Below are 11,489 nucleotides of genomic sequence, written 5' to 3' on the forward strand. Positions count from 1 at the left end.
AGCGCACATGCAGGACGAGAGCACTGAGGTCATACCGGCGCGCGCGAAAGCGGAGGCGCTGCTGCGGGCGGGCCGGTTGAGCGAGGCACGGGGGGCCGCGCGGGACGGGCTCTCCGGGGAGGGGTCCGACGCGGGGCTGTACGCGGTGCTGGGGCGGGCCCACGCGGCGGAGGACGACGACGACCACGACGACCGGGCGGAGGCCGTGTTCAAGGAGGGGCTCGCGTCCTTCCCGGACGATCTGGACCTGCTGGCCGCGTATGCGGAGTTGTGCGCGCGGGCGGACTACATGGAGCGTCCGGTACGCCACCGACTGCGCGGTGAGCTGGCGGCCCGGCTCCGGGAGCTGGCCCCCGATTCGCCGCAGGCGCTTCAGGCGGCGCAGACCGCGGGTGGCGGCGGGTCGGGCGGACCGAAGCCGCCGTCCGCGGTGCGGGTGCAGAGACTCGAGGCGCAGCGGGTGATCCGGCGGGGCGCGGGCGAGCGGGAGCGTGTACGGGAGTTGGCCGCTGCCCGGCCGCTGGACGCGCGTCTTGCCGTACTGGACGAGACGCTCACGGCGCTGGAGCGCCGCGGGCGGGGGCTGTTGCGGTTCATCGTGCGGGCGCCCGGGACGTACGCCCTGGTGCTGCTGGTGTTGTACGTCGCGGTGCTGCTGGCCGTGCCGGTGTTCCGGCTGCCATGGTGGGTGATGGGCGCGGGGGTGCTGCTTTCGGTGCCGGGGGTGGCGCTGAAGCGGCTGCTGAAGGGGGCCCGGGAGCGTGCTGTACGACGTGAACTGCCCTCCGGGGCTGTGGAGTCGGCGGAGGACGAGGCCTCGCTGCTGCCACCCGTGCCCGGGTACACCAGGCGTGATCAGCTGCAGATGGCGGCGGCGCTCACCGTGCTCCTGGCGGCGGCTGTCGGCAGCGGCGTGTGGCAGAACGCCCAGTACCGGGAGTACCCGCACTACACGGCCTCGGTGCCGGACACCTTCCGCGGGCTGCAGGAGGTCGTGGACGCCCCGATCCTGGACACCCTCGACTCGGAGCTGGGCGGAGACCTGGGCCGGGAGGGCATCGAGTCGTTCAGGAAGGTCTACGTGGACGATCCGGATGGGGAGCCCGCCGGGACCATAGCGGTCCTGTTCGGCGTGCACGGAGACATGCACGAGATGTCGGCCCGCGACGTCGACAGCTTCCTGGACGCCCTGCAGGGCGGCCTGGTCCCGACGACGTCCGATCGGTGGGACGCCGCACCCGGCGCCTACGGCGGCTGGATGCGCTGCCTGACCGCCACCTATCCGACGGGTGAAGTCATGGGCGCCTGCACCTGGGGCGACAAGGGCAGCATGGGTACGGTCATGCTCGCCGGCAGTGACTTCGACCAGCACGACAGGAAGGGCGTCGAGGACTTCACCCGCGCCCTGCGGCAGACTGTCCTGCACCCCGCCTGACCCGCACCCCGAAGGGCCCCGCACCATGACCGAAGCCCCCGCCCCCGCCGCCCTCCGCGGTGACTGCGCCAACTGCTTCGGGCTCTGCTGCGTGGCCCTTCCCTTCGCCGTCTCCGCCGACTTCGCCGTCACCAAGCCCGCCGGGAAGCCCTGCGCCAACCTCCAGCAGGACTTCCGCTGCGGGATCCACACCCGCCTCCGCGACCAGGGCTTCTCCGGCTGCACGGTGTACGACTGTTTCGGCGCCGGCCAGAAGGTCTCCCAGGTCACCTTCGGCTCCAAGGACTGGCGGCAGGCCCCCGACACCGCGCCGCAGATGTTCGGGGTCTTCCCCGTCGTACGCCAGCTCCACGAGCTCCTCTTCTACGTCACCGAGGCCCTGGCCCTGGAGCCCGCCCGCCCCCTCCACCCTGAACTCCGCCTTCTGCGCGACGAGACCGAGGCCCTCACCCTCCTCGGGCCCGACGCGCTCGCCGCCCTCGACGTCGGCGCCCAGCGGCAGAAGGTCAACGCCCTTCTCCTGAAGGCCAGTTCGCTCGTCCGCGGCAACCCCGGCAAGAAGAAGAACCGGCGCGGCGCCGACCTCATGGGCGCCCGTCTCCGCAAGGCCGATCTGCGCGGCGCCGACCTCCGGGGCGCCTATCTCATCGCCGCCGACCTCTCCGGCGCCGACCTCCGTACCGCCGACCTCATCGGCGCGGACCTGCGCGACACCAACCTCGCCGGGGCGGACCTCACCGGAGCCTTCTTCCTCACCCAGCCGCAGCTGAACGCGGCCCGCGGCGACTCCGTCACCAAGCTGCCCAAGGCGCTCGTGCGCCCGGCGCACTGGGGCTGACCTCACCGTCCCTTCCGCTCCCGGGTGAGCGCAAGGTTGCGCGCCGGTCACGTACAGCCACGAACCCGAAACCCCAGGTCCCTACGGTCAGTTGTCTGTCATCGGACGGACAACACCCCCCGTGGAGGCGTGATGAGTGGCCGCTGGATCGAGCAGTGGGACCCGGAGGACGAGACCTTCTGGAAGGGGGGCGGGGAGAAGATCGCCAACCGCAATCTGCTCTTCTCCGTCCTCTCCGAGCACATCGGATTCTCCATCTGGACGCTGTGGTCGGTGATGGTCCTGTTCATGGGGCCGAAGTACGGGGTCGACCCGGCCGGCAAGTTCTTCCTGATCTCGATGGCCACCCTGGTCGGAGCGATCGCCCGCGTCCCGTACACCTTCGCCGTCGCCCGCTTCGGCGGACGCAACTGGACGATCGTCAGCGCGGCCCTCCTGCTCGTGCCGACCATCGCGGCCTACGCGGTCATGAAGCCCGGAACCTCGTACACGACCTTCATGGTCGTCGCGGCCCTCACCGGTGTCGGCGGCGGGAACTTCGCCTCCTCCATGACCAACATCAACGCCTTCTTCCCCCTGCGCAAGAAGGGCTGGGCGCTCGGCCTCAACGCGGGCGGCGGCAACATCGGTGTCCCCGTCGTCCAGCTCGTCGGTCTCCTCGTCATCGGTACGGCGGGCGCCACCCACCCGCGCATCCTGCTCGGCATCTACATCCCGCTGATCGTCCTCGCCGCCGTCCTCGCCGCGCTGAAGATGGACAACCTCGCGCCCGTCAAGAACGACACCGGCGCCGCCAAGGACGCCGCGCGCGACCCGCACACCTGGATCATGTCCTTCCTGTACGTGGGGACCTTCGGCTCCTTCATCGGCTACAGCTTCGCCTTCGGTCTCGTCCTGCAGACCCAGTTCGGCCGCACCCCGCTGCAGGCCGCGTCGCTCACCTTCATCGGCCCGCTCCTCGGCTCGCTCATCAGGCCCGTCGGCGGCTGGCTCGCCGATCGGCACGGCGGGGCGCGGATCACCCTGTGGAACTACGCGGCCATGGCGGTGGCCACCTCGGTCGTCATCTACGCCTCCGTGCAGAAGTCCCTCGGGATCTTCCTGGTCGGCTTCATCGCGCTCTTCGTGCTGAGCGGCCTCGGCAACGGGTCGACGTACAAGATGATCCCCGGGATCTTCCAGACCAAGGCCCTGGCGCAGGGCATGACCGGTGAGGCGGCGGCCGCGCACGGTCGCAGGCTGTCCGGGGCTGCCATGGGGCTCATCGGGGCGGTCGGCGCGCTCGGCGGGCTCGCCATCAACCTCGCGTTCCGGCAGTCGTTCCAGACGGCCGGCACCGGGACGGCGGCCTTCGTCTCCTTCCTCGCCTTCTACGCAGCGTGTTTCGCGGTCACCTGGGCGGTATACCTTCGCGGATCCCGTCGCACCGCACCCGCCACGGCGGCAACTCCGCAGCTCAGCTACGCCGAGGTGTAGTCGGCGGGACAGTCGTAACAGCGCCGAAATCCCCGCGAACCGAACCCGTCACGCACCCTTGGGACGCTTCACCATCATGCGAGACGAAGAAACAACCGCACCCCGGCCCCTGGCGGGATTCACGGTCGGCGTCACGGCCGCCCGCCGGGCCGAGGAGCTCGGGGTGCTGCTCGAGCGGCGCGGGGCGGTCGTGCAGCACGCGCCCGCCCTGCGGATCGTCCCGCTCGCCGACGACACCGAACTCCTCGACGCCACCAAGGAGTTGATCGTCCACGCACCGGACGTCGTGATCGCCACCACCGCGATCGGCTTCCGCGGCTGGGTCGAGGCGGCCGACGGCTGGGGGGTCGGGGACGAGCTCCTCGCCGTACTGCGCCGGGTCGAACTCCTGGCCCGCGGGCCCAAGGTCAAGGGCGCCATACGGGCCGCCGGTCTCACCGAGGAGTGGTCGCCCGCCTCCGAGTCCATGGCCGAGGTCCTCGACCGGCTCCTCGGGGAGGGTGTCGACGGGCGGAGGGTCGCCATCCAGCTGCACGGGGAGCCGCTGCCCGGGTTCGTCGAGGCGCTGGAGGCCGGGGGCGCCGAAGTCGTCGCCGTACCCGTGTACCGGTGGATGCCGCCGGAGGACATAGGGCCGCTGGACCGGCTCCTCGACGCGACGGTCGCCCGCTCGCTCGACGCCCTCACCTTCACCAGCGCGCCCGCCGCCGCGTCCCTTCTCGCCCGGGCCGAAGTCCGGGGCATGGAACGGGAGTTGCTGGCCGCGCTCCAGCACGATGTGCTCGCCGTCTGCGTCGGCCCCGTCACCGCGCTGCCGCTGCAGGCCGTGGGCATCGACACCGTCCAGCCGGAGCGCTTCAGGCTCGGCCCGCTGGTCCAGGTCGTCTGCGGCGAACTCCCCTCCCGCGCCCGCCTGTTGCCGATCGCAGGGCATCGGGTCCAGATCCGCGGACACGCGGTCTGCGTCGACGACGACCTCCGTCCCGTGCCGCCCGCCGGGATGTCCCTCCTGCGCGCCCTCGCCCGCCGCCCCGGCTGGGTCGTCTCGCGCGCGGACCTGCTGAAGGCGCTCCCCGGCTCCGGCCGCGACGAGCACGCCGTGGAGACGGCGATGACCCGGCTGCGGGCGGCCCTGGGAGCGCCCCGGCTGATCCAGACGGTGGTCAAGAGGGGTTACCGGCTCGCGCTGGATCCGGCGGCGGACGAGAAGTACGCGGGCTCCTGAAGCGGCGCGGGCCGCGTGTTCTTCCCGTACCGCCCGTAGAGGAAGAGCGCCCGACCGAGGCAGCCGACGGCCGCGATCGTGAGCACGCCGCGTACGTGGTTCCACGCGACCCAGGTGCCCTCGAACTTCTCGCGTACGGCGGCCGGATCGGCGATCCGCGCCGGGTTCCCTGCCTGTGCCAGCTCGTCGTTGAGGGGGACGTTCACGCCGGAGGTGAGGAGGAAGACGGCCGCGTACAGGACGAGCGCGGCCAGCACCCACCAGCGGGCCGCGGACTTCCTCAGCTGCCAGTACGAGATGCCGGTCAGTATCAGCGCCCCGAAGAAGGCCAGGAAGAAGACCGGGTTCTCGATGCGGTCGTTGATGCGCTGCATGACGTCGATGAAGGTGCGGTCGCCCGCGTCGCCGAGGGCGAGCATCACCGACGTCGAGTACGCGTACCAGACGCCCGAGACGATCCCTGTCAGCACGAGCGCGACCCCGAGGACGAGGCCGGCGGTGCTGGTCTTCCGCTGCTGCTGCTGCTGCTGTGTGGTGTGGTGCGTGTTCTGTGTCATGTACGCCAGTCAAGCGGCTTCCGGGCCCGATCGACATGGCCCAGACGCTCACCTCCATGCGCGAACGTCCATGGCCCTCAGGCCGGTTCGCCGCGCCAGTCGCCGTCGCGGCGGGCCCAGCGCACGGCGGGCGCGAAGCCGAGGCCCGCTGCGGTGAAGAGGACCGCGAGCACGATCCAGCCCGCGGTGCCGTGGTCGATGGCGGTGAGGGTGATCAGGGCGGGGCCCGCCATGGTGGCGGCGGAGAAGCCGGTGGAGTACACCCCCTGGTAGACGCCCTGGGCGCGGGCGTCGGCCAGTTCGTAGCCGATGGTCCAGCCGCCCGCCGCCGAGAGGACCTCGGCGAAGACCTGGATCACCGCGCCGACGGCGAGGACCGCGACCGCCCAGAGCGGGGACAGGCCGGCGGTGAGGGCGAAGACCAGGCAGCCCAGCCCGAGCAGGACGCCCGCGCGGCCCATCGCCCCGACCGCGCGCGGGAGATCGTCGATCCGGCGGGTGACACGGACCTGGAGCAGCGCCACCAGCGCGCAGTTGAGGATCGCGATCAGGGCGACCGACCAGCGCGGGGCGTCGGTGTTCTGCACGACCCAGAGCGGCAGGCCGACCTCCAGGAGGCCGTACTGGAGGGTGATCACGCCGTTGAGGACGGTCACGGCGAGGAACGGGAGGTCGCGGACGGCCCGCCAGCAGCTCACCGCCTCGCCGGACTCCGCGACCGCCTGGGCCACCGTGCGGCGCACCGGCAGGCGCCACACGAGCAGCGCACCGCCGGAGAAACAGGCCGCGTTGATCAGCAGCATCACCGTGTACGCGGTCCGGGTGTCGGACTGCAGCGCCAGCATGCCCAGCGCGCCGCCGATGCCCATCGCCACATTGGTCACCATGCGCAGATGGGCCCGGCCCTCGACGCGCGTCGCCGGGTCCATCACGTCCGCGTAGAGCGCGCTGCGCACCCCGGTGCTCGACTGGTTGGCGACCGCGAAGAAGATCACCGCGACGAGGAAGGCCGCGTACGAACTGATCAGGGTGTACGAGGCCATCACCGTGCCGCAGCCCAGCCAGAGGGCGGTCAGGACCGGGCGGCTGCCGAAGCGGTCGGAGGCCCGGCCCGCGGCAACCCCCGCGAACAGTCCGCAGGCTCCGGCGATCGTCAGGCCGACGCCGACCGAGGTGGTGGACAGGCCCACGATGCGGGTGAAGTACAGGACCATCAGCGGGAAGACCAGGCCGCGGCCGAAGGCGTTGAGGAGGGTGAGCAGGGAGAGGCGGCGCAGGACCGGGTCGGCGGGGAGGAAGCCGGCGAGGTGGGTGGGGCGCGGGGCTTTTGGTGCGGCGGTCTCGGGTGCGGGGGCGGCAGGCGTAGTGGTCACTGCCACATCCCAGACGACTGCCGCCGCGATCGGCATTGATTTAGTGTGACACTAAATGATCGAGTTCCTGTTCGGTGTCGACGACTTGGCCCGTACGTCGTTCGCGTACTCGCCGCTCCAGGAGGCCGCGTTCTCGCTGCGGGCCTGGCGCGACCCGGTGCGCTACCCGTTCCAGCGGCCCTGGCTGCGGCGTATGCGCAGCGCCTACGACCGCCAGGACCTGGAGATCCTCGACGCCATGCTCACCGGGCGGATGTGGATACCGGACTTCCTGACACCGCGCCCCAGCCGCGCACGGCCCACCTTCGCCGAGGAACTGGCCCTGCTGCGGGCGACCCCGAGCTCCGTCGTCGCCTCGGGGCTGCGGGACGCGTACAGCGACGGCGAACCGCTGCCCGCCGTACTGGCCGGCGACCCGGAGCGGGTCCTCGCCCGTACCGCCGACGCCCTGGAGTCGTACTGGACCGACTGCCTCGCGGACGCCTGGTGGCCGCGCGCCCAGGCGGTCTTCGAGGCGGACCTCGCGCACCGGGGCCGGGTCCTCGCCGAGGAAGGCGTCGACGCGCTCTTCGCCGGGCTCGACCCGCGGCTCACCTGGGACGGCGAACACGCCGTACTGCGCCTCATCTCCCCTTACCGCGACGGCGGTTGGTGGCGCGAGCAGGTGGCCGTCGCGGGGCGCGGCATGGTCCTCACCCCCACGCTCTTCGCACGCGGCGCCCAGCCGCTCTGCACCCCCGAGCTGCCGCCCGCCCTCTTCTACCCGGCGCGCGGACGCGCCCAGCTCGGCGAGACCGAACCCCCGCCCCCGGTCGCCGACCACACCCTGACCCGGCTCCTCGGCGCCCCGCGCGCCCGGATCCTGCTGCTCCTCGCCGAACCCGCGTCGACCACGGAACTCGCGCTGCGGATCGGCGTCACACCGGGCGCGGTCAGCCAGCATCTGTCGCTGCTGTTCGACGCGGGGCTCCTGGTACGGGCCCGGACCGGGCGCAGCGTGCGCTACCGCAGGAGCAAGCTCGGTGACGGACTCTGCCGCCCTCGTGGCGCTTGAGCGTCGCCCCGCCCGGTGCGCAAGGATGGAGGCATGCCCAACCGACTCGCGCACGAGACGTCCCCGTACCTCCTCCAGCACGCCGACAACCCGGTGGACTGGTGGCCGTGGTCGCCCGAAGCCTTCGAGGAGGCGCGGCGCCGGGGTGTGCCGGTGCTGCTGAGCGTCGGATATTCGAGCTGCCACTGGTGTCATGTCATGGCGCACGAGTCCTTCGAGGACATCGTCACCGCGGCGTACGTGAACGAGCACTTCGTCTCCGTCAAAGTCGACCGGGAGGAGCGCCCCGACGTCGACGCCGTCTACATGGAGGCCGTCCAGGCGGCCACAGGACAGGGCGGCTGGCCGATGACCGTCTTCCTCACCCCGGACGCACAGCCCTTCTACTTCGGTACGTACTTCCCGCCCTCGCCCCGCCACGGCATGGCCTCCTTCCGGCAGGTCCTGGAGGGCGTGCACGCGGCTTGGACCGACCGGCGCGGGGAGGTCGACGAGGTCGCCGGGAAGATCGTGCAGGACCTGGCGGACCGTTCCCTCGCCTACGACTCCCCGGAGATGCCCGGTGAGAACGATCTGACGCAGGCGCTGCTCGGGCTGACGCGCGAGTACGACACGAAGAGCGCCGGGTTCGGGGGTGCGCCCAAGTTCCCGCCGTCCATGGCGCTGGAGTTCCTGCTGCGGAACTACGCGCGGACCGGCTCGGAGGGCGCGCTGGAGATGGCCGTCGGCACCTGCGAGGCGATGGCGCGCGGTGGGATGTACGACCAGCTCGGGGGCGGTTTCGCGCGGTACTCCGTGGACCGCGAGTGGGTGGTCCCGCACTTCGAGAAGATGCTCTACGACAATGCGCTGCTCTGCCGGGTGTACGCCCACCTCTGGCGCACCACGGGCTCCGACCTCGCCCGCCGCGTCGCCCTCGAAACAGCGGACTTCATCGCCACCGAACTCCGCACCAACGAGGGCGGGTTCGCCTCGGCGCTCGACGCCGACAGCGACGACGGTACGGGCAAGCACGTCGAGGGCGCGTACTACGTCTGGACGCCGTCGCAGCTGCGCGAGGTGCTCGGCGACGAAGCCGGGGACCAGGCCGCCCGGATCTACGGGGTCACCGAGGAAGGCACCTTCGAGGAGGGCGCATCGGTGCTCCAACTCCCGGGCGCCGAAGCCGATCCCGAGGTCCGCGCACGCCTCCTCGCCGCCCGCGCCGCACGCCCCGCCCCCGGCCGCGACGACAAGGTGGTCGCCGCCTGGAACGGGCTCGCGATCGCCGCGCTCGCCGAGGTAGGGGCGTACTTCGAGCGGCCCGATCTGATCGAGCGCGCCACGGAGGCCGCCGATCTTCTCGTACGCGTGCACATGGACGCCGGTGCGCGTCTTGCCCGTACGTCCAAGGACGGTCAAGTCGGCGCGAATTCCGGGGTGTTGGAGGACTACGCCGATGTGGCGGAGGGGTTCGTCGCGCTGGCGTCCGTCACCGGGGAGGGTGTCTGGCTGGAGTTCGCCGGGTTCCTGCTCGACCTCGTCATCGACCAGTTCGTCGGCGAGAACGGCACCCTGTACGACACCGCGCACGACGCCGAGAAGCTGATCCGCCGCCCCCAGGACCCCACCGACAACGCCACCCCGTCCGGCTGGACCGCCGCCGCCGGAGCGCTGCTCTCGTACGCGGCCCACACCGGCTCCGAGGTCCATCGCACCACCGCTGAAAGGGCGTTGGGCGTGGTCAAGGCGCTCGGCCCGCGCGCGCCCCGCTTCATCGGCTGGGGTCTGGCCGTCGCGGAGGCGGCGCTCGACGGGCCGCGCGAGGTGGCGGTCGTCGGGCCCCAAGGGGACGCCAGGACAAGGGAGTTGCACCGCGCCGCACTGCTGTCGACCGCACCCGGGGCCGTGGTCGCCGTGGGGGAGCCGGGCAGCGACGAGTTCCCGCTGCTGGCCGACCGGCCGTTGATCGACGGGGGTGGCGCTGCGTACGTATGTCGCAACTTCGTGTGTGCGGCTCCGGTTGACAACGTCGCTGACCTGGGACGAAAGCTTTCGGAAGCATAAGCGAAGCACAGATTTTCCCTCCCAGAGTCACTGATCTTCACTTATTCCCGATATTCTCCGCACAGTTGAGGAGAGAGTGACGCGCGCACTGGGGAGTGCGTGCGGGGGATGCAGGGGACAGCGCGGCAGGTGACTCGCCGTGTGCTGCCCTCTGCTCACAGGGGGGATCGACCGTTGGTGCTGTCGCTGTTCGTTGCTGCCGTTTCGCTGGCGCTGTTCTGGATGGCGGGCTTCACGCTGTGGTGGCAGATGCACGCCTGGCGTACGCCCGAGACGCTCGCCGCGACCCGCTTCGACGCCCCGACCGAGGCGTCGGGGCTGTCGTTCTCGCTGCTTCTGCCCGCCCGCCACGAGCAGTTGGTGCTGCGGCACACCATCGAGCGGCTCCTCGAATCCACCCACCGGAACTTCGAGATCATCGTCATCGTCGGCCACGACGACCCGGAGACCGCGGCCGTCGCCGAGCAGATGGCCGCCCACGACCCGCTGCGGGTGCGCGTCGTCGTCGACACGCACGAGAAGAAGAACAAGCCCAAGGCGCTCAACACCGCGCTGCCGCACTGCCGCGGTGACGTGGTCGGGGTCTTCGACGCCGAGGACCAGGTCCACCCCGAACTGCTCGCCCACGTCGACCACGCCTTCGTCTCGACCGGCGCGGACGTCGTCCAGGGCGGCGTACAGCTGATCAACTTCCACTCCAGCTGGTACGCCCTGCGCAACTGCCTGGAGTACTTCTTCTGGTTCCGCTCCCGCCTCCACCTGCACGCCGAGAAGGGCTTCATCCCGCTCGGCGGCAACACCGTCTTCGTCCGCACAGACGTCCTGCGCGAGGCGGAAGGATGGGACCCGGAGTGCCTCGCCGAGGACTGCGACCTGGGCGTACGGCTCTCCTCCGTCGGCAAGAAGGTCGTCGTCGCGTACGACGCCGACATGGTCACCCGCGAGGAGACCCCCGGCACGCTGCTCTCGCTCCTCAAGCAGCGCACCCGCTGGAACCAGGGCTTCCTCCAGGTCTACCGGAAGAAGGACTGGAAGCAACTGCCCACCTGGCGACAGCGGTTGCTCGCCCGCTACACCCTCACCACCCCGTTCATGCAGGCGTTCACCGGCGTGATCATTCCGCTGAACATCGCCGTGGCGCTCTTCCTCGACGTGCCCGTCGGCATAGCGGTCGTCACCTTCCTGCCGCTGATCACCGCGATGGTCACGTTCGTCTTCGAGATCGTCGGCCTGCACGACTTCGGCCGGCAGTACGGCCTCCGTGTCCGCCTCGTCCACTACCTCAAGCTCATCGTCGGCGGCCCCTTCTACCAGATGCTCCTCGCGGGCGCGGCGATCCGCGCGGTCTGGCGGGAGCAGAAGGGCCGCACCGAGTGGGAGCTGACCAGCCACTCCGGCGCACACCTTCCCGGTACCGGCGCCGGTAACAGCATCCGAGAGGACATCCGCCAGTGACCTCCCTCGCGCCCACGCCCCCGCCCGCTC

General features: G+C 71.1%; 9 protein-coding genes. 7 read left to right on the forward strand and 2 right to left on the reverse strand.

Annotated elements, in window-relative coordinates; translation table 11 throughout:
• Positions 1 to 7 precede the first annotated feature (7 nt).
• The 4 genes from OG707_RS25085 (at position 8) to OG707_RS25100 (ending at position 4,974) form a co-directional block, all read left to right on the forward strand.
• Positions 8 to 1,435 carry a hypothetical protein gene (locus OG707_RS25085; RefSeq protein ID WP_329121987.1) on the forward strand — a complete coding sequence of 476 codons (1,428 nt, stop codon included), beginning with the start codon at positions 8 to 10 and terminating at the stop codon, positions 1,433 to 1,435.
• A 25-nt stretch (positions 1,436 to 1,460) separates the two neighbouring features.
• On the forward strand, positions 1,461 to 2,273 hold the full coding sequence (locus tag OG707_RS25090; protein WP_329121989.1) for a pentapeptide repeat-containing protein: 813 nt from the start codon (positions 1,461 to 1,463) through the stop codon (positions 2,271 to 2,273).
• 132 nt (positions 2,274 to 2,405) lie between these two features.
• On the forward strand, positions 2,406 to 3,749 hold the full coding sequence (locus OG707_RS25095; RefSeq protein ID WP_329121991.1) for a nitrate/nitrite transporter: 1,344 nt from the start codon (positions 2,406 to 2,408) through the stop codon (positions 3,747 to 3,749).
• A gap of 76 nt (positions 3,750 to 3,825) precedes the next feature.
• Positions 3,826 to 4,974 carry a uroporphyrinogen-III synthase gene (locus OG707_RS25100; RefSeq protein ID WP_329121993.1) on the forward strand — a complete coding sequence of 383 codons (1,149 nt, stop codon included), beginning with the start codon at positions 3,826 to 3,828 and terminating at the stop codon, positions 4,972 to 4,974.
• Here OG707_RS25100 and OG707_RS25105 read toward each other — a convergent pair.
• Positions 4,923 to 5,531, reverse strand: coding sequence for an anthrone oxygenase family protein (locus tag OG707_RS25105; protein WP_329121996.1), 609 nt, complete (start codon positions 5,529 to 5,531; stop codon positions 4,923 to 4,925). The two genes, OG707_RS25100 and OG707_RS25105, sit on opposite strands and share 52 nt — an antisense overlap.
• A gap of 77 nt (positions 5,532 to 5,608) precedes the next feature.
• Entirely contained in the window at positions 5,609 to 6,940 is a 1,332-nt protein-coding gene (locus OG707_RS25110) for an MFS transporter (protein ID WP_329121998.1), read from the reverse strand.
• Between the two features lie 19 nt (positions 6,941 to 6,959).
• On the opposite strand from OG707_RS25110, the gene OG707_RS25115 reads away from it, so the two are divergent.
• The 3 genes from OG707_RS25115 (at position 6,960) to OG707_RS25125 (ending at position 11,459) form a co-directional block, all read left to right on the forward strand.
• Positions 6,960 to 7,958: an ArsR/SmtB family transcription factor gene (locus OG707_RS25115; RefSeq protein ID WP_329122000.1), complete on the forward strand. Its 999-nt coding sequence runs from the start codon at positions 6,960 to 6,962 to the stop codon at positions 7,956 to 7,958.
• Positions 7,959 to 7,991: 33 nt separating this feature from the next.
• Positions 7,992 to 10,004 (forward strand): thioredoxin domain-containing protein, encoded by a 2,013-nt coding sequence (locus tag OG707_RS25120; RefSeq protein WP_329122002.1) that lies wholly within the window; start codon positions 7,992 to 7,994, stop codon positions 10,002 to 10,004.
• A gap of 222 nt (positions 10,005 to 10,226) precedes the next feature.
• The gene (locus OG707_RS25125) at positions 10,227 to 11,459 is read left to right on the forward strand and encodes a glycosyltransferase (protein WP_443071498.1); all 1,233 of its coding nucleotides are present in this window, start codon (positions 10,227 to 10,229) and stop codon (positions 11,457 to 11,459) included.
• The last annotated feature ends 30 nt before the right edge of the window (positions 11,460 to 11,489 follow it).

It is taken from the genome of Streptomyces sp. NBC_01465 (assembly GCF_036227325.1).
In the GTDB taxonomy this organism is placed as follows: Bacteria; Actinomycetota; Actinomycetes; order Streptomycetales; family Streptomycetaceae; genus Streptomyces.

Coding starts and splice junctions, on each gene's coding strand:
- OG707_RS25115 (WP_329122000.1), top strand. CDS start 6,960: ATGATCGAGTTCCTGTTCGGTGTCGACGACTTGGCCCGTACGTCGTTC.
- OG707_RS25085 (WP_329121987.1), top strand. CDS start 8: ATGCAGGACGAGAGCACTGAGGTCATACCGGCGCGCGCGAAAGCGGAG.
- OG707_RS25100 (WP_329121993.1), top strand. CDS start 3,826: ATGCGAGACGAAGAAACAACCGCACCCCGGCCCCTGGCGGGATTCACG.
- OG707_RS25105 (WP_329121996.1), bottom strand. CDS start 5,531: ATGACACAGAACACGCACCACACCACACAGCAGCAGCAGCAGCAGCGG.
- OG707_RS25120 (WP_329122002.1), top strand. CDS start 7,992: ATGCCCAACCGACTCGCGCACGAGACGTCCCCGTACCTCCTCCAGCAC.
- OG707_RS25110 (WP_329121998.1), bottom strand. CDS start 6,940: ATGCCGATCGCGGCGGCAGTCGTCTGGGATGTGGCAGTGACCACTACG.
- OG707_RS25125 (WP_443071498.1), top strand. CDS start 10,227: ATGGCGGGCTTCACGCTGTGGTGGCAGATGCACGCCTGGCGTACGCCC.
- OG707_RS25090 (WP_329121989.1), top strand. CDS start 1,461: ATGACCGAAGCCCCCGCCCCCGCCGCCCTCCGCGGTGACTGCGCCAAC.
- OG707_RS25095 (WP_329121991.1), top strand. CDS start 2,406: ATGAGTGGCCGCTGGATCGAGCAGTGGGACCCGGAGGACGAGACCTTC.